We start from the raw sequence: 17351 nt of genomic DNA on the forward strand, positions 1-17351 counted from the left end.
AGCGCCCTCAGGTCAAGGAGCGCCGTCACCTGGGCCGGGTCGGGTCGAGCTGCGCGGCGAAAAAGCCGAGGCCGTGCGCAGCACCTCGTTCGCCCGCTTGAGCTGGACGTTCTCCCTACGCAAGGCCGCGAGCTCCTCGCGCTCGCCGGTGGTCAGCCGGTCGCCGCGTTCGCCGGCATCGGCCTCGGCCTGACGGATCCAGGTCCGCAGGGCCTCGGGATGGACTCCGAGGTCGACGGCCAGCCGCTTGATCTGCGGCTTCGGCTCGATGGTGCGATACATCCGCACCACACGCTCACGCAACTCCAGCGGGTACTTTCTGGAGGCAGCCATGGTCAAAGGCCCTCTCATGAATCCCATCATCCCGGGGACACTGGCCCCTTCACCATCACGCCCAGCTCAACCACACCGGCCCGGCGACTGATGAGGGGGCGATGCCGACGGAGGCGAGGAACTGCTCAGCCTCCGCTGCCAGGCCGGAAGGACGGCCCAGTGCGCGCCGCCGGCCTCCGCGCAGGGGGCCTCGGCCTGTGCCCGTCAAGAGGCAATGACACGCGCTCAAGATCCGCTGGCGCAGGGGCACCTACGGCGTATCTTCCGCCTGGGACCAGGGCCGTCCATCAACCGATCTACCCCCGAACCCGCTCAGTCCGGTATCCCGCACCGAGTTACGGGTGTTCGGGACCGGTGCTCAACAACGAAGTCACGACGCGGTTGCGTCGTCCCACCGGCGCCGACGTGTCACAGCAGGCCGCCCCACCCCAGCCCTTCGGCGGCTCCATATCGGTGGCCAAGGCAACTTCCAGCGAGGTGCTCCTGGCCTGGGCCATGAACGATCAGGCATTGCCCGCCGCGCACGGCGCTCCCCTGCGCGTGGTCGTGCCGGGCTGGATCGGCGCCCGCAGCGTCAAATGGCTCCAGCGCATCAGCGCGCAGGCCGAACCGACCGACAACTACTTCCAAGCCGAATACAGCGTCCTGCCCCCCGAAGCCGACCCCGAGGCCGCCGGACCGGGCGACGGCATCACCCTCGGCCCGGTCGCCATCCACTGCGCGATCCTGCGGCCCGGCAAGAACGACCACCTGCCCTCTGGACCGACCGAGGTCAGCGGGTTCGCCTTCGCCGGGGACGACCGAACCGTGGCACGCGTGGATGTCTCCGCCGACCACGGCAGCACCTGGACTTCCACGGATCTCGACCCCCCGGAGAATCCCTGGACCTGGCAGCGCTGGCGCGCCATGGTCACTCTGCCCCCCCGGTGAGGCCGAGCTCATCGCACGCGCCTGGGACTCCACCGCGGCCGTGCAGGCCGAATCCCCGGCGACCGTCTGGAATCCCAGGGGATACGCCAACAACGCCGCGGCACACCTGCACATCACATGCTGTCCCTGACCGAACGCCTTGGCAGAACGGCAGGGCCCGTTGCTGCCGCTCCGCCACGGGTCAGGGGGGCACCCCGACCACCGCGGTACCCGTCAAGGGCCACTGACGCGGCCGAGGGGGCTTTCTGTCCGTGACAGCAACATCGTCCCCCAAGGCAACGCGTGGCAGGCGTTTTTTCGAGGACGGTCGGGGCGGGCGTCAAGCTGAGTGACCCAGGTCAGGCCTGGTGAACGGGGCGGTCGCACCGCGTGTCGGCGGTCATCCGCTGTGGGTGGCCCGGGGTCGCGCGCCGGGCGGAGCGATGTTCAGGACGGCCATCATGCCCATGTCCTCGTGATTGAGGATGTGGCAGTGATACACGGTCCTGCCGGTGAAGTCCCTGAAGTGGATGCGAACGACGATCGCACCACGTTTCGGCACGTTCACCGTGTCGTACACGCCGTGGGTGGGGTCGTGGGCCTTCCCGTTGGTGCTCATCAACTGGAAGTGGTTGGTGTGCAGGTGGAAGCTGTGGTCCTCGTCCGAGTCATTGCGGACGGTCCACTCCTCGACGGTGCCGAGGGTGGAGACGAAGTCGGTCCGGTTCGGGGCGTACGTCCGGCCGTTGACGTAGAAGACCGTGCCGGCCTTGTTCTCCGTGAAGACGACGGTCTTGCGGTCCGCGATCGTCGCGTGGCTCAAGTCCTCGTAAGGGCCGAGGTCGGTCGGGAGCGCGGCCCGCGTCATGGGCGTGCCACTGGTGACAACAGTGGCGAGGTCGGCCCGGGGGAACTGGTTCCCGGCCGGGCCGGTGTTGTACGGCAGTGTCTCCAGCCGGGTGGTGCCGGGAGCGCCGCCCTGGACCAGGACATCGAAGCGAGCGGCGGCGGGAACGAGCAGTGTGTCCTCGGCGTAGACCCTGCCCACGGGAACGCCGTCCTGAGCGATCACGTGGAAGCGGGCGCCCGGAAGGTGCAGCTTGTAGTAGATGTTGGCGCCGATGTTGGCCAGCCTCCACAACTGGGTCTCTCCCGGCCGGATGTGGATCGCCGGGTTCTGCTGGCCGTTGACGGTGCGGTGGGTGGACGCGCCGATACTCAGGGGATGGGTCTTGATCGCGTCGCCCTGGACCTGGAAGTCCTTGAGCGCGATGGTGTGCTCGGTGATGTTCCGCAACGACGGAGGCAGGTGCCGCTGCAGGCCCTCGACGACGAGGATGCCCGACTCACCACTCGCGACCTGCGGGGCGGACAGCATGTCCGCGTGTGAGTGGTACCAGAAGGTGCCGGTGGGGTGACTGAGCGGCAGTTGATAGGTGTAGTGGTACGACTGCCCGTACTTGATGGAGACGAAGATGTCGTCGGAGGGAGCACGCGGCGACACGAAGAGTCCGTGCGTGTGCAGATTGGTGTACTTGTCGGTTTTGTTGATCATGGTCAGGTCGATACGGTCGCCGGGCCGCACGCGCAACGTGGGCGGCATGTAGGCCCCGTTGTAGGTCGTCGCGTACAACTGGCGGTTGCCGACGCGGACCTTTCGCCGTTCCACCACGATCGTGGTCCTGAGGAAGCCGTCGCGGCTCACCACCTCCGGGGGATCCTGGAGTCATGGCCCCGCGCCCGGCGGTGTGGGCCCGCCCTCGACCACGGACCCCTGCGTGTCGCTGGAGCGCTCGCTCGGTGCACTCCCCGCGCAGCCGACGAGCCAGAGCGCGGCGAGGAGCAGACCGGCGACGATGCGGGACGGCGAGGAACAACGCGTACTGGGCAGGGTCACTTGTCTCCCCAGGGGAGCGGGCGGGCCCCGACCGGAAATGTCCGGCAGGCGAACCGTATGCTGATGGTCAATCAGCCGGAGAGTAAGCGTGCAAAGATCTCGTGCCGCACGGCCACGCCCGGCCTACGGTGCCGATTCGCCCGAATGAGTCCCCTACGATCGCCCATGCTGGACTTCGAGAGCTCCGCAGTGCTGCGAGCTGCGCTACAGCGCCGTTGAGGAACCGTGAGCGAGGATATTTCGAGCACCACAGGTCAGGACGCATCCAGGCCCTGGCCCGTGGCTCGCTCAGCGCAGTCGCAGAAGCGGTCCCGCTGCGTCCCGGAGCCTGCTCGCCAGATCGGCGCCTCTCGGGCGATCCTCGGCAATTGCTCGGTACTGTCGGGCTCCAGCTCTTGCAGCGCCCGCGCGATCACTGCGCTGCCCCCGACGCTGGGCAGCCGGTTGTGCTTGGTGCCGGGCAGGGGTCGGTCGCCGTGGGATCAGCCTGGCCAACGATGACATGGGGCATCCAGTCCGGTGGCAGCGGATGTTTTCCGGGCCACTGCCCGCGGTGCGCGGAAGGCGTGGCCCCCAGAAGGAACTGCGGCCGCTCGTTGCGGCAAGACTCAGCATCGCCCCGGATGACTACGACACCCACCTCGACGTCGACCTCAGGGTCCTGGAAGACGATCGGGCGCCCGCAGCATGACCCGCATGGCCGGCATCCGACCTTCCCGGCTGAAGGCAAGGCCGGTGGGGGCCGTCATGGGCGTCTTCGTTACGGGCAGAGACCATTCACTGTGCGCCTGCGTGAGTGCGCAGATCGGTAGGGCGGTTGGCGCTACACATTAGTTGTTGGCCTACTGGGCGGGCGTTGTTTGTCGCTCGGCATCGCGGATGGCGCGAGCGGCGTTGATGAGCCCGATGTGGCTGAAGGCTTGGGGGAAGTTACCGAGGGCCTCTGCTGTGGTGGCGTCGGTCTCCTCGGCCATCAGGCCGAGGTCGTTGGCGTGTGCGAGGGCGGCTTGGAAGGCGTGTCGTGCACGGGTGGTGTGGCCGGTGAGGGCGAGGGCTTGGGCAAGCCAGAAGGTGCACAGCAAGAAGGCGCCTTCTTCTCCCTGCAACTCGTCGGTGAGGTAGCGGCGGACCAGGCCGTTGCGGTCGGTCAGTTGGGTGGCGATGGCCAGCACGGTGGACTGGATCCGGGGGTCGTGCGGCGGCAGGAAGCCGACGATGGGCAGCATCAGGGCGGAGGCGTCGAGGTCGTCACTGTCGAATGCCTGGGTGAAGGCGCCAAGGCTGGGGTTCCAGCCGCGTTGTTCGATGGCTTGGCGGATCTGGTCGCGCTCGTGCTGCCAGTGGGGCAGGCGTTCGCCGGCCTGGAGGGCGGGGGCCATGGCGATGGCGCGGTCCAGGGCGACCCAGCACATCAGCTTCGAGTGGAGGAGGTGTCTGCTGGGTCCGCGTCTTTCCCAGATGCCCTGATCCCGGTGGGGCCAGCGCTGGGCGGCTGTCTCGGCTGCCTGAAGCAGGAAGGTGCGGGTGGCCGGGGCGAGAGGCTCACCGGGCGGAAGGGTCTGGTGAGCGGCATCGAGGAGTTCGCCGTAGACGTCGAGTTGGCGTTGACGCCATGCGTCGTTGCCGATCCGTACGGGGCTGCTGTCGCGCCAGCCGGTCAGGTGCGGCAGGAGCCGCTCGCTCAGGTCGTGTTCGCCCCCGATGCCGTACATGATCTGCAGGTCGACGCCGCGGTCGAGTTGGGTTGCCGCAGCCCGGGCGAGGAAGTCGAAGAACCGGTTCTTCTCCTTCTCGCAGGCGGCCGTGGCGAGCGCCTGAATGGTGAAGCTCGCGTCGCGGACCCAGGTGTAGCGGTAGTCCCAGTTGCGCATCCCGCCCTTTTTCTCGGGCAGAGAGGTGGTGGCTGCGGCGACGATTGCCCCGGTGGGAGCGAAGGTCAGGGCTCTCAGCACGCGTCCGCTGTGGCTCACCTCGTCCTGCCAGGGGCCGACGTAGCCGCGGTGGAGCTTCGACCAGGAGCGCCAGCCTTCGATGGTGTCGGACATACGGCGCCGGATCCGCCCCGCTCGCCAGCCCACCGACTCCCTTTCCCAGGCCGACCCGACGTGCAGGGCGAATCCGAGGCGGTGCCCCGCCGCGAGCGGGATTCGGCCGTGCGCTGTGGAGCCGCTCACCCGCAGGTCGACGGGGCTCGACAGCAGCAGAACGTGGGCACCCCCGTACGCCGCGAGCCCGCCTCGCACGGCTGAGAGCAGGGGGTGGACGAGTCCGAACTCCGGGCGCGGCGCGTAGTCGATGTCGATGTTCACCCGCCCTTCGGTGCAGGTGATCCGCCGCAGGAGCGTTCCGGGAGAAGCGGCACCGAGCGCGTGCCCGCGTTCACGCCGCCCCAGGGCAAGGGCATCGTGCAGGACCGCCGTACCCGCGGCTGTGCGGAAGGTCGTCTCCAGAACAAGGGTGTCTTTGACGTAGCGGCGGCTGATGTCGACCGGGCCGGTAGGGCGGATGGACCAGTGGCCGGCGTCCTCGTCGAGGAGTCGAGCGAAGATCGCCGGGCTGTCGAACCGGGGCAGACACAGCCAGTCCACCGAGCCGTCGGAGGTCACCAACGCGGCCGAGCGGCAGTCGGACAGCAGAGCGTGGTCACCGATCGGTCGCGCACTCATGTGTCGCAGCCCGTCTACCGTGGGCCGGACGTGGCCCGGCTTGGACGACGTGAGCAGCCGCCTGCGCCGCAGGTCTCTTCAGGTGTCTGACGAGTGTCATTGATCCCAGCCTCCTTGCACAGCAGAATCACCCCCACCCAATCAGCACGATCGGTTGATCGCACGTGCCGGCCGCCGGCGGTTGCCCCGACCGGGTGGCGCGACGACCTGGTGTCGCACCCCGCGCTCGGCGTCTGGGCGGCGTACGTCGTGTCTCCTTGCCAGCGCGTCGTCAACCCCGCCTCAGCAACGACGTCCCGGGGATGAGTCCTGGCGGCCGAGGGCGAGGAAGCATCGGTGGCCGCATCTCCACTGGCCGGTGACGCTGAGGGCAAGGTCCTCGGCGATCCTGTGGAGCGCTGGTGCTCCCAGACACGCCCAGGGAAACGGCGGCCCCCTGCGGCCGTGGATGTCTTCGAACCAGGCGGTGCACAGCTCCTCGACGTCGTGAGGATCGACCTCGACGAGGAGAACACCCGTCGGCGCGGTGAGCCGGATGGAGCGGCACAGCAGGGCGCGCGGGTCACCGCCGATACCGATGTTGCCGTCGATGAGCAGGACGGTCTGCCAGCTTCCCTCGGCCGGTAGCCGGTTGAACACCGATCGGCACAGTGCGATTCCGCCGCAAGCGATGGTGTGAGCCACGGCGCGGGGAGCCACGTCGACACCGAGCGCGAAGATTCCGCGGCTCAGGAGTGCCCTGCACAGCCGGCCCGGGCCGCAGCCGACGTCGAGAACCGGGCCGACGCAGCGATTGAGCACGGAGTCGTCGGCCACGGTGGGCTGCGCGTACCAGCGATCCACAGGCATCCGGATCCGACGTCCGTCCCCCGAGCGTAGGTATACCTGGTCGCGGCCGCTGCGCAGGGCGAGCGCGTAGGGGTCCGTGCCGGCGCCCGACGCCCGGTCCTCGCTGGACGTCATGGTGCGGCGTCGTGACCTGGTGCGGGTCGTTCCTCGGCGGCAGGGGCGGCTCGACGGACGCGGCGCAGTTTGAGGGCGAAGGCTACTGCCGAGGCGGCGAAGAGCACGGCGGTGATGGCCAGCCACCGGCCGAGGTAGACGTCCATGGACAAACCGGTGGCACCCGGGTAGGGGGTCGAGAGGGCGAAGATGAGGGGGAACCAGACGAGCAGGAGCACACCGGAGAGAAAGGTGGGCACGCGCAGGTAGTTGATCCACGGTGGTTGTGGCATGCGGGTGGCGCGATGCCGCAGGACAGCCTGTGCCGACAGGTCGGCGAGCGAGTACAGGGGCAGCAGGATCAGGTCGTGGAGGACCGCCGCGCCGACGAACCAGATCGCAACCTCGAGCGGGCGGACAGCGAACAGGCGCACCAGGGCGTAGCCGGTGATGGCGAACGAGGCGATCAGGACGAGAAGGTGGAGGGGGCCGGAGCCGTACCAGCGGACGAAGCGCGCCATGGTCAGGTCCTGAAGGTGAGCCGGTGTACCCACTTGGTGTTGTTCACGCCGGGGTTGGCCGGGACGATGACGCGGGCCGGGTAGCCGTGGTCGAGTGAGAGGTCCGCGCCGTTGACGCGCAGGGCGAGCAGCGATCGAGGGTCGTGGATCTGGTTGTCCCGCAGTACCACCGAGCTGTAGGGGCCGGGTGGTTGGACGGATTGCACGAGGACGCTTCGGGCGTCGGGGAGGCCCGCCAGGGCGGCGAGGTCGGCCAGTCGGAGGCCGCTCCACTGCTGGTTGGGGGTGGACCACCCTTCCACGCAGGCGATCGGCAGTGCGGCGGCATGCTGGGGCATCGCGAGGAGTTGTGCGCGGGTGAGGACGAGTGTCGGACCGGGGCCGTGGATCTCCAGGCGCCAGGCGGGGCCGACGTGCGCGGGGGTGACGCCGACGGAGGCTGCGGTCTTGTTGATCTGGAAGGCGTTCGGGCCGCTGCCCGGAGTACGGTTGTGCGGCGCGAGGAGGGCGGTGCCGCGCAGCCAGCCGCCGATGCTCTGTCCTGCGGTGACCACGAGGAGGAGGAGCGATCCGCCCCCCACCATGGCGAGCGCGCCGCGCCGGGTCATCGTCGGCGGTGCGGGAGCGGTTGGGACCAGGCCGTCGGGGTCGGGGGGTTCTGGCCGTGTGTGGGCGAGGTCGGTGCGCAGTTCGGCTGCCAGGCTGCGGGAGCGCAGGGCGCGGGTCATCCGTCCGAGTCTGAGGCTCACATGGACGACGAAGGCGGCGATGAAGACCCAGGCGCCGTAGAAGTGCAGGGTGTAGAAGGAGCCGGGGAAGACGTAGAAGAGCTGGATGTTGATGATGCCGGTGACGAATTCGAAGATCACCCCGCCGACCAGCATGAGCAGGGACAACCGCTCCAGTGCATGGGCGAAGGAGCGGACCGGCAGCCATTCGAACAGCTTCGGGATCACTGACCACAACTTGGCCAGCAGCACGGGCACGAGGACCACGCCGAGGGTCACGTGCACGCCCTGGGTCAGCCGGTACAGCCAGTACGGATGTGTGGGCCAGTCGAAGAGGTAGAAGCCCAGCAGGTCTTTGTCCGGGGTCTGGTCGTTGATGCGGCCGAGTCCCGGGTTGTAGGAGGCGTAGGAGAGCATCCCGGTGACGAAGATCAGCGGGATGCCGATCAGCAGCACCAGGCCGAACACGGACGTCAGCCAGGGCCCGCGGAGGGGACTGCGCCAGAAGCCGGGACGGAACGGCCCCGGAGGCGGAGGAGTCCGCTCGACCCGCCGCACGAGGGCCCGGGTACGAGCGGCCCCCTTGGCGGCCCGCGCCGCCACGGCAGCGCGCACGCGCTCGAGGCGCCCCTGTACGTGCCCCTCGTCCGATCCCGGCCGCTGCGGCCCGCCGGAGCCCGGGGCCGGCGGCCGTCCGCCACTGCCCATCGGCCGCCTCCTCTGTCCCGGCCAACCCTCGAAGGGGTGCCATCGAACCCCAGCGCGCCGTTGGTGCTTGTCAAGCCGTCAGCTACAAACTGGCACAGATCGGATCGGCTTTCCGTGCCTGGCGTGCATACGGGTGTCCGTCGCCCGCCGAACGGTCGAAACCGGCGCTCCGCACGGCTCGACGGGGCGCACGGTGACCTCATGATGGTGAGGTGCGACGCCTCAGCGCACGGCACAGCACCTCCGCCCGGCCCGGCCGCACCGCGCTGACCAGGGAAGTCTTCTGGTTCGTCGTGATCGGCGTCGCCTCCACCGTGGCCCAGGCCTTGCTGTACTGGGTTCTGCGCCACTGGTCGCCGCCCATCCTGGCCAACTTCGCCTCCCTGCTTGTCGTCACCGTCCTCAACACGGAGGCCAACCGCCGACTGACCTTTCGCGGGTCCACGGTCCGGGTCCATCAGGCGCATCTGGCCGCGGGTGGCCTGTTCGTCCTGGCGTACCTGGTCACCTCGGGCGCCCTCCTGCTCTTCCGCCACTACCAGCCCACCGCCTCACCAGCAGCGGAGACCCTGGTGCTCGCACCGAGCTTCGCCCTGGCGACCGTGGTGCGCTTCACCGTCCTGCGGATGGTGGTCTTCAGACGCCGCCACCGATGACTCCCCCGCGCCCCGTGTGGCCGACACGCCTGCCCTCACGCACCGTCCAGCCCCCTGTCTCCGCCGCCACGCGCCCGCGCCCGGACGAGTGCACCAGCGAGCACCGTCACGGCGGCCAGCCCGTACGCAGAGGCCTGAACAGCCTGCTGCTGCAGTGCGTCCGCGACATACAGCACGGTGCCCGCGGCGGCGACGGCGAGCCACTCCCATCGGCCACCCATGGCCACGAGGGCCAGGCCGGACATCGGCGCCTCGGTGAGACACGTTCAGCCGGCTGCCCAGCGACGCAGAGGCGGTCCGCCTGTGGGATCACGGCTGGCGCGGCGGAAACCGGCGCCTCAAGAAATAGCCCGCCGTCCGCCGGGCCAAGAGCAGATGGGTAAAATTCCGGTCATGGTGTCATCGGACTGAAGAGTTGGACGAGGTTCCCGTGACTCCTCAGCTTGATCCTGACTCGGCCACATGGCTGCAGGTGCTTGCCGACACCGGCCCGCGCCGCGATCCCACCCGGCACGGCGAGCACGCCCTACAGCTCTCCGCCACAGCGAACGCCCAGACATGCCGCAACAACTCGTGCAGCTCGACGCAGCCCGGGTCAGGTCGCCATCGTCTGGGATCGCGACGCCCGTTGCGCCCTGGAACTTCCCTCCCAGCCGAGTGCCGAACTGCGCTAATTGCTGACGCCATGTGATGGCCAAGGGGCTGTGCGCCCGGCAGGTATGACGACTCGGGAGGCGAGCATGGTGAAGTAGCCGATGTTCGCGCCGACGTCGACGAAGATAACCCCGCGCGCGAGCCGGGCGGTCAGGAGCGCGGTCAGGTTCGGCTCCCAGAAACCGAACAGATACAAGCACCGCTGGCTGACGTGGGTGCTACGTCAGCCACATCGAGTCCGGCCGGCACGAGCCGACCGCGGAGCGCCGCCAGATCGCCTTCCCGGCGAGTAACTGGCGCTCCTCGGCACTTGCCGCGGGGAGGGGATGTGCTGGAAGTCCGAGCACGACAGGGGCGCCTTCAAGGGGGTCTGGCCGCTGTTCGACAGGGTCGGGCCCTTCCGATGCCTGCGGCCCATCCGGGGCCGGGGACCGAGGGTCAGGAAGCCGTGAGCCGGTTCGGGCTGCCGGCGTCCGCCTGGCATACGTTTCCACCATGAAGCGTCGATTCCTTGTCTCAGGCGCCTTTGCCGCAGCCGCACTGCTGACGACCGTCGCGTGCTCGTCATCCTCCCGGCACACCCGGGCGACGTCGGCCCCGTCCACTGCGGTCTCCCGGGCGACGGCGGTGCCCACAGGTCCCTTCGCCCTCGGCCGAGGCCAGGGTTTCGACGCGTCGGGCGCGTTCCTGCCCCTGATGACCTGTGACAGCCCCCACGACTACTCCCCCGGGCTCAGGTTCAAGGACGTCCCCGCCGGGACCGCCGAACTCGCCCTGTCCATGGTCGACCTGGAGAACCAGAAGATCCACTGGCTCCAGGTCGGCCTTCCCGCAACGGCGGCGGGAACGCAGGCGCACGCCCTGACGCACGGTGCCCGGGAACTCCTGAACGACTTCGGCGAGGCGACGTACGACGGCCCCTGCCCGCCCGCCGGTCACACACACGAGTACCAGCTGACGCTGTACGCGCTCCGCAACCCTCTGCCGGCGTCCTTCGGCCAGAACACCTCGCCGAGTCAGACCCTCAAAGAACTACGGAGTCAGGCTGGCGCCACCGCGGTTCTGGTCGCCCCCTACACGCGCCACTGACGCAGCGGAGCCGTCGGGCCGGGAGCGGCCTGGGCGCGCTCGATCATCGCCGCCGCCACGGCGCTGCACGCCCGCCATAGCGGGTTGTTCGTTGCGGGTTCCGGTCTCCCACGCTGGGCCTCACATGAGGCAATGTACGGAAACGGCTCGCCGCAGTTGGGGCAGGAGCGGGGCCAGATTCTGGTCGTCGACAACGGCTCCACTGACAGCTCCGCCGAGCTCGCCGCGTCGCTGGGCGCGTACGTCGTGGGCGAACCGGTGCGTGGCTTCGGCGCCGCCTGCGCGGCCGGGCTACGCGCCGTCACCGCGCCCGTGGTTTGTTTCTGCGACTGTGATGCCTCCCTCGACCCGGGACTGCTGCCATCCCTGGCCCAGCCCGTCCTGGACGGTGAGGCGGACTTGGTACTCGGGCGGCGCCGGCCAACGACAGGCGGTGCCTGGCCGGTACACGCCCGGCTCGCCAACCGAGAGCTGGCCCGGCTTATCCGCCGCCGCACCGGCCTGCGCCTGCACGACCTCGGTCCGATGCGGGTGGCCCGGGGAGGTCCTGCTCGATCTGGGCCTGACCGACCGCAGGTCGGGCTACCCGTTGCAGATGGTCGTCCGCGCCGCCGACGCCGGATGGCGGGTGCGCGAGGTCGACGTGCCGTACTACCCGCGCGCCGGCCGTTCCAAGGTCACCGGCACCTGGCGTGGCACCTGGCACGCGGTGCGCGACATGCGCGCGGTCCTCAGCGAGCCGCCCCGGCGTCTGGCGGGAGCCCCCCGATGAGCGGCCCGGTCGGGCTGACGCCCGAGAGCGCGGTCGGGCCGACCGCGCTTCTGGTGATCGCCAAGGAACCGCGGCCTGGGCACGTCAAGACCCGGCTCACCTCGCCGTACACCCCTGCTCAGGCGGCGGCGCTGGCGGAGGCGGCGCTCGCCGACACCCTGGAGACCGTGCTGCGGGGCCCGGCCCGCCGCCGCGTGCTCTTCCTGGACGGCGCGCCCGGACGCTGGCTGTCGACTGGCATCGAGGTGGTCCCGCAGGTGTCCGGTGGCCTGGACGAGCGGCTGGCCGCGGCCTTCGCCACCGTCGCGGACGGCCCCGCCCTACTGGTCGGCATGGACACCCCACAGCTCACCCCGAATCTCCTCGCCCCCGTCCTGGATCCCGGCGCGTGGCGGGAGTACGACGCGTGGTTCGGCCCGGCGGAGGACGGCGGGTTCTGGGCGCTGGGCCTGGCCGCGCCCTACCCGGCGCTGCTGCGAGGCATCCCGATGTCCACCGCGTACACCGGCGCCGCACAGCGCGACCGTCTCACCGGGGCGGGCCTTCGGGTGCGCGACCTGCCGCTCCTGCGCGACGTGGACACAGCGCCTGACGAGGCCGAGGTCGCGGCCGCGGCACCGGGTGCGAGGTTCGCCACCCTCTTGGGGCGTTACCCCCGCCACATGGTCTCCTGAGCCGGGGATTCGTCGTTGGCCTCGCTGCCGCGCAGTCCCGGTGAGCAGGTCGCTGCTGCCGCCTACGGGGTCACGACCAGGATCGGACCGGCGACTGAGGTGTCCGAAAGGACCTGGCCGACGCCTTGCGTCGACGGCCGTGTGGCGCTTGCCAGGCGCGGTCAACCTGCCGCTCGGCCGCTACACGGCGCCTCTCCCTGGCTGGCCCGAGGCGCGGAACCTGTCGCCCGCCGCCGCAGCCCTGGCCGATTGCCCCGGGCCGCCAGGCGAGTGAGGTCTGAAATCATCGAGCGAATGGGCTGACCGCCGCGTGCCCCTGACCTGCCTTGGGGTTCACGAGCTCGGGAACAGGGGCCCGCCCGCCATGAGCCCACCGTCGACCAGGAGGACGTGCCCGGTGACGTAGCTCGCCTTGTCCGAACCCAGAAACTGTACGACCTCGGCGATCTCCTCCGGAGTGCCCGCCCGGTGCATGGGCAGCACCGAATCCACCGCGTCACGCGCCGCGTCGTCACCGGTGAATCGCTCGTACATCGCCGTCCGGGTGTAGCCGGGCGCGACTGCGTTGACCCGGATACCGTGAGCGGCGCCTTCGAGTGCCGCCGCCTTGGTGATGCCGGCGACGGCGTGCTTGCTGCCGACGTACAAGGTCGCCCCGGGGTAACCCATCAGGCCATAGTTGGAGCTGACGTTAACGATGCTGCCGCCGTCTTGTTCCCTCATGACCCGGAACTCGTGCTTCAGGCACAGCAGTGTTCCCTTGACGTTGGTATCGAAGGTGGCCTGGTAACGCTCGTCGGTCACCTCGGTGACAGGGCTGGGCATTCCCTCGGTGCCGGCGTTGTTGAAGGCGACGTCGATCCGCCCGAACCGCACGACCGCGCGGTCGACGAGGTCCTTCACCTCGTCCTCGAAGCGGACGTCGGCTCGCACGAACTCGGCCGGGCCGCCAAGGTCGGAGAGCTCCCTGACAAACTGCTCACCCACGTCCTGGTGGCGGCCGGAGACCACAAGGTTCGCGCCTTGACGGGCATAAGCGAAGGCGGTGGCTCGGCCGATACCGGTGAGCGCGCCCGTGATGAGGACGACGGGACCAGACAATCAAGAGTCCTTCCGGCAACCATCCAGGTGAATGATGGGCAAGTGGTTCGGAACCCGCAGGAAACCCGTTCCACTCTGGGTAGGGGCGTATCCCCCGGCACCACGCAGGGACGGTGTCATAGCCGGACGGCAGCCGCATCGGACCTGACTGCACCGTCCATCGAACGGCAGCACTTGACGGCCCGTATGGACTACGGGCGGCCACGAGGACAGACAATTCGAAGGCACTCGTGCGGGCGGAGGCGGACCGTGACGGGCTCGGATTGTGCTGGCGTGTGCCGGACCTGATGTCCCGCCCATCGTCGAGGTGGCCCGCAACCTGCGGATTTCGGCCGACACGGTCCGCAAGTGGCGACGGCGGTTCCTCCTCAAGCCGCACCTGACGGACACCTTCAAGCTGTCCATGGACCCATTGTTCGTGGAGAAGGTCTACGACGTCGTCGGGCTGTACTTCAACCCGTCCGAGGGCGCGGTGATCCTCTCGGTGGACGAGAAGTTCTAGATCCAGGCCCTGGGCCGCTCCTAGCCGGTGCTGCCGATGATGCCGGGCGTGCCCGAGCGGCGCACCCACGACTACGTCCGCAACGGGCTGACCACGCTGTTCGCCGCGTTCGACGTCGCCACCGGCGAGGTCATCAGCTCCCTGCACCCCCGGCACCGAGCGGCGGAGTTCAAGAAGTTCCTGATCCGGATCGACAAGGAGGTGCCGGCGCATCTGCAGATCCACCTGATCTGCGACAACTACGGCACCCACAAGACGCCCGCGATCAGGACGTGGCTGGCCAAACACCCCCGCTTTCACATGCACTTCACCCCGACCGATTCCTCGTGGATCAACCAGGTCGAGCGGTGGTTCGGGTTCCTGGCCGACCAGATGATCCGCCACGGCGCACACAAGAATGTCCAGAGCCTCGAAGCCGACATCCGCGCCTGGGTCAAGGACTGGAACGCAGACCCCAAGCCGTTCGTCTGGACCAAGACCGCCGAGGAGATCCTCGAATCCCGCGCCCGATTCTGCCGACGGATCTCCGGCGCAGGACACTGGAACCGGCTGCCGCGGCAGTCTCCTACCAGGGGGAACTTCAGGAGTAGTTCGCCTGACAGGGCGTCAGGAAAGTCGGCAATGGGTCAGCATGAATCCTGCTGGAGGCTCAAGGATTTGGCAAAACGTATAGGTGGTTGAATCGTTCAACGATCGACGGCTGGCCCGGAAAGGCAAACGTCGCTTGTGTAGAGCCATTCAGGTTTTCCTTGCGCTGCCCAGCTCCTGGCGTGTGGCCCTACCAGGCCCGTCGCGTCTGCCGCCCGAAGAGGATGCCGCGCGGTTCGGGCGGTGGGGGAGTGCCCGGCTTGAGGGGCCAGGCGAGCAGCATGCCCACGATGAAGCCGACCACGTGGGCCAGGTAGGCCACGGTGCCCGCCTCGGCGACGGCCTGGCCGGTGGAGTAGAGCGCCTGCAGCACGAACCAGAAGCCCAGCACCAGCCAGGCCGGCAGCCGCAGCGGCAGGAAGAGGAGGAAGGGGACGAGGATCCAGACCCGTACCCTCGGATAGAGCACCAGGTAGGCGCCGAGGACGCCGGCGATGGCGCCCGAGGCGCCGATCAGGGGAGTGGCGGAGTAGGAGTTCGTGAGAGCAAATCCGTACCCGGCTGCATATCCGCAGACCAGGTAGAACAGCAGGTACCGCACATGCCCCATGCGGTCCTCGATGTTGTTGCCGAAGATGAGCAGGAACAGCATGTTGCCCAGCAGGTGCAGCCAGCTGCCGTGCAGGAACATCGCCGTGAGGACCGACAGCACGGGCGACTTGTCGTAGGCGGGCGGACCCAGCACGCAGCCCGGGCCGTGCACGCCCACCCCGACGCCGCCCGTCGGGACCAGCGACGGGAGCTGACCGTGGATCAGCTCCCTCGGCACCAGTGCCCACTGCTGCGTGAAGGACTCCAGATGGCACAGCTGCGCCAGCGAGCTGCTGCCCGCGACGGATCCGGCGATGCCTGGCGTGAGCAGGAACACGACGACGTTCGCGGCGATCAGGGCGTACGTCACCCACGGGGTGTGCCGCGTCGGGTTCAGATCATGGACCGGAATGACCACAGGAGAGTACTGCCCGCGATGCGCTCGCCGAACCGGTGAACACGGCCGTCCGCGTGTACGTACCTTTCCTCAACCGCCCGCGGCCCGGGGAAGGCGGGCTGCGGCGGACCACTCGTCCGGTCCGCTCGCTGCCGCGACCGGCCGGCCGGAACGGCGCAGGGATCACGGCGTGCTGTCGCGGACCTTCACCGCGGCCTTACGGGCGGCCACGAGCACCGGGTCCCACACCGGGGAGAACGGCGGCGCGTAGCCCAGGTCCAGGGCCGTCATCTGTTCCACCGTCAGACCGGCCGTGAGAGCGACCGCGGCGATGTCCACCCGCTTCCCCGCGCCTTCACGGCCGACGATCTGCACACCCAGCAGGCGGCCGGTACCGCGTTCGGCGATCATCTTGACGGCCATCGGGGAGGCGCCGGGGTAGTAGCCCGCGCGGCTGGTCGACTCGACGGTGGCCGTCACGAACCGCAGGCCCACCCGGTGGGCGTCCTTCTCGCGCAGCCCCGTGCGCGCGATCTCCAGGTCGCACACCTTGCTCACCGCGGTGCCTACGACGCCCGGGAAGGTGGCGTAGCCGCCGCCGACGTTGGTGCCGATGACCTGGCCGTGCTTGTTGGCGTGGGTGCCCAGCGGGACGTGGCGCAACTGCCCGGAGACCAGGTCCAGGACTTCGACGCAGTCGCCGCCGGCCCAGATGTTCTCGTGGCCGCGCACCCGCATCGCCCGGTCGGTGAGCAGGCCGCCGTGCGCGCCGAGCGGGAGCCCGGCCGCCCGTGCGAGCGCGGTCTCCGGGCGCACCCCGATGCCCAGTACGACCACGTCCGCCGGGTACTCGGCGTGCGCGGTCGCCACGGCCCGGACCCCGCCGTCGTCGCCGGTGAGCACCTTGGTCACCTCGGTGTCGTCGACCATGGTGATGCCGAGGCCCGACATGGCCCGGTGCACCAGGCGGCCCATGTCGGGGTCGAGCGTCGACATCGGTTCGCGGCCACGGTTGACGACCGTCACCTCGTAGCCGCGCTTGATGAGCGACTCGGCCATCTCGACTCCGATGTAGCCCGCCCCGATCACCACCGCCCGGCGGCCACGCGCGCGTGCGAGGGTGTCCAGCAGGGCCTGGCCGTCGTCGAGGGTCTGCACCCCGTGCACGCCGGGCGCGTCGGCGCCGGGCATGTCGGGGCGGACGGGGCGGGCACCGGTCGCGATCACGAGCTTGTCGTACGGCGTCCAGGACTCCGCGCCGGAATCGACGTCCCGCGCGCGCACGCGTCCGGCGGCCACGTCGATCTCCGTCACCTCGGTGCGCATGCGCAGGTCGATGCCCCGCGCGCGGTGCTCCTCGGGCGTGCGGGCGATCAGCCGGTCCCGTTCGTCGACGTCGCCGCCCACCCAGTACGGGATGCCGCACGCCGAGAACGAGGCGAAGTGGCCGCGTTCGAACGCCACGATCTCCAACTCGTCCGGCCCGCGCAGCCGGCGTGCCTGCGACGCCGCGGACATCCCCGCGGCGTCGCCGCCGATCACGACAAGGCGTTCCTTCGTACCCCGGGCATCCCGCGCAGCCTTCATCTCCATGCGCCCACGCTACGGGGATCGGGCCGCCCC

At 69.4% G+C, this 17351-nt stretch carries 17 protein-coding genes and 2 pseudogenes; 6 read left to right on the plus strand and 13 right to left on the minus strand.

The annotated features are described in order from the left end of the window. Positions 1 to 12: 12 nt before the first annotated feature. Entirely contained in the window at positions 13 to 333 is a 321-nt protein-coding gene (locus OIE49_RS27700; RefSeq protein WP_326804633.1) for a transposase, read from the minus strand. A gap of 354 nt (positions 334 to 687) precedes the next feature. Between OIE49_RS27700 and OIE49_RS27705 the strand changes: the two genes are divergently transcribed. Beyond that, positions 688 to 1263: a molybdopterin-dependent oxidoreductase gene (locus OIE49_RS27705; RefSeq protein ID WP_326804634.1), complete on the plus strand. Its 576-nt coding sequence runs from the start codon at positions 688 to 690 to the stop codon at positions 1261 to 1263. A 379-nt stretch (positions 1264 to 1642) separates the two neighbouring features. On the opposite strand, the gene OIE49_RS27710 is transcribed toward OIE49_RS27705, so the two are convergent. From OIE49_RS27710 to OIE49_RS27735, 6 genes are all read right to left on the minus strand, one after another. After that, on the minus strand, positions 1643 to 2950 hold the full coding sequence (locus OIE49_RS27710) for a multicopper oxidase family protein (RefSeq protein WP_326804635.1): 1308 nt from the start codon (positions 2948 to 2950) through the stop codon (positions 1643 to 1645). Positions 2951 to 2968: 18 nt separating this feature from the next. Then, positions 2969 to 3139: a hypothetical protein gene (locus tag OIE49_RS27715; protein WP_326804636.1), complete on the minus strand. Its 171-nt coding sequence runs from the start codon at positions 3137 to 3139 to the stop codon at positions 2969 to 2971. Positions 3140 to 3981: 842 nt separating this feature from the next. Further along, positions 3982 to 5805 (minus strand): glycoside hydrolase family 15 protein, encoded by a 1824-nt coding sequence (locus OIE49_RS27720; RefSeq protein ID WP_326804637.1) that lies wholly within the window; start codon positions 5803 to 5805, stop codon positions 3982 to 3984. Positions 5806 to 6087: 282 nt separating this feature from the next. Beyond that, the gene (locus OIE49_RS27725) at positions 6088 to 6768 is read right to left on the minus strand and encodes a class I SAM-dependent methyltransferase (protein ID WP_326804638.1); all 681 of its coding nucleotides are present in this window, start codon (positions 6766 to 6768) and stop codon (positions 6088 to 6090) included. After that, a complete protein-coding gene (locus OIE49_RS27730) occupies positions 6765 to 7268 on the minus strand; it encodes a hypothetical protein (protein WP_326804639.1) in 504 nt (167 codons plus the stop codon). Before OIE49_RS27730 ends, OIE49_RS27725 begins: the two co-directional genes overlap by 4 nt. Positions 7269 to 7270: 2 nt before the next feature. Next, positions 7271 to 8704, minus strand: a complete 1434-nt coding sequence (locus OIE49_RS27735; protein WP_326804640.1) for a molybdopterin-dependent oxidoreductase — start codon at positions 8702 to 8704, stop codon at positions 7271 to 7273. A 212-nt stretch (positions 8705 to 8916) separates the two neighbouring features. Between OIE49_RS27735 and OIE49_RS27740 the strand changes: the two genes are divergently transcribed. Further along, complete coding sequence (locus tag OIE49_RS27740; RefSeq protein WP_326804641.1) at positions 8917 to 9360, plus strand: GtrA family protein; 444 nt, start codon at positions 8917 to 8919, stop codon at positions 9358 to 9360. 35 nt (positions 9361 to 9395) lie between these two features. Here OIE49_RS27740 and OIE49_RS27745 read toward each other — a convergent pair whose 3' ends face one another. From OIE49_RS27745 to OIE49_RS27755, 3 genes are all read right to left on the minus strand, one after another. Beyond that, positions 9396 to 9581 (minus strand): hypothetical protein, encoded by a 186-nt coding sequence (locus tag OIE49_RS27745; protein ID WP_326804642.1) that lies wholly within the window; start codon positions 9579 to 9581, stop codon positions 9396 to 9398. Positions 9582 to 9798: 217 nt separating this feature from the next. Continuing rightward, on the minus strand, positions 9799 to 10047 hold the full coding sequence (locus OIE49_RS27750; RefSeq protein WP_326804643.1) for an NADH-ubiquinone oxidoreductase-F iron-sulfur binding region domain-containing protein: 249 nt from the start codon (positions 10045 to 10047) through the stop codon (positions 9799 to 9801). Next, positions 10031 to 10210 carry a hypothetical protein gene (locus OIE49_RS27755; protein WP_326804644.1) on the minus strand — a complete coding sequence of 60 codons (180 nt, stop codon included), beginning with the start codon at positions 10208 to 10210 and terminating at the stop codon, positions 10031 to 10033. Before OIE49_RS27755 ends, OIE49_RS27750 begins: the two co-directional genes overlap by 17 nt. A gap of 431 nt (positions 10211 to 10641) precedes the next feature. Between OIE49_RS27755 and OIE49_RS27760 the strand changes: the two genes are divergently transcribed. The 3 genes and pseudogenes from OIE49_RS27760 (at position 10642) to OIE49_RS27770 (ending at position 12549) form a co-directional block, all read left to right on the plus strand. Beyond that, on the plus strand, positions 10642 to 11103 hold the full coding sequence (locus OIE49_RS27760; RefSeq protein ID WP_326804645.1) for a YbhB/YbcL family Raf kinase inhibitor-like protein: 462 nt from the start codon (positions 10642 to 10644) through the stop codon (positions 11101 to 11103). 180 nt (positions 11104 to 11283) lie between these two features. Beyond that, positions 11284 to 11875: pseudogene (locus OIE49_RS27765) on the plus strand (glycosyltransferase family 2 protein); the annotation flags it as partial. Next, the gene (locus tag OIE49_RS27770; protein ID WP_326804646.1) at positions 11872 to 12549 is read left to right on the plus strand and encodes a TIGR04282 family arsenosugar biosynthesis glycosyltransferase; all 678 of its coding nucleotides are present in this window, start codon (positions 11872 to 11874) and stop codon (positions 12547 to 12549) included. The pseudogene OIE49_RS27765 and the gene OIE49_RS27770, both read left to right, overlap by 4 nt. Positions 12550 to 12882: 333 nt before the next feature. Here OIE49_RS27770 and OIE49_RS27775 read toward each other — a convergent pair whose 3' ends face one another. Continuing rightward, positions 12883 to 13650: an SDR family NAD(P)-dependent oxidoreductase gene (locus OIE49_RS27775; protein WP_326804647.1), complete on the minus strand. Its 768-nt coding sequence runs from the start codon at positions 13648 to 13650 to the stop codon at positions 12883 to 12885. 253 nt (positions 13651 to 13903) lie between these two features. Here OIE49_RS27775 and OIE49_RS27780 point away from each other — a divergent pair. Further along, positions 13904 to 14833, plus strand: a pseudogene (locus OIE49_RS27780) (IS630 family transposase); the annotation flags it as partial. 97 nt (positions 14834 to 14930) lie between these two features. On the opposite strand, the gene OIE49_RS27785 reads toward OIE49_RS27780, so the two are convergent. Next, the gene (locus OIE49_RS27785) at positions 14931 to 15749 is read right to left on the minus strand and encodes a rhomboid family intramembrane serine protease (protein WP_326804648.1); all 819 of its coding nucleotides are present in this window, start codon (positions 15747 to 15749) and stop codon (positions 14931 to 14933) included. A 162-nt stretch (positions 15750 to 15911) separates the two neighbouring features. Further along, positions 15912 to 17321: an FAD-dependent oxidoreductase gene (locus tag OIE49_RS27790; protein ID WP_326804649.1), complete on the minus strand. Its 1410-nt coding sequence runs from the start codon at positions 17319 to 17321 to the stop codon at positions 15912 to 15914. Positions 17322 to 17351 lie beyond the last annotated feature (30 nt).

Source organism: Streptomyces sp. NBC_01788 (assembly GCF_035917575.1).
In the GTDB taxonomy this organism is placed as follows: domain Bacteria; phylum Actinomycetota; class Actinomycetes; order Streptomycetales; family Streptomycetaceae; genus Streptomyces.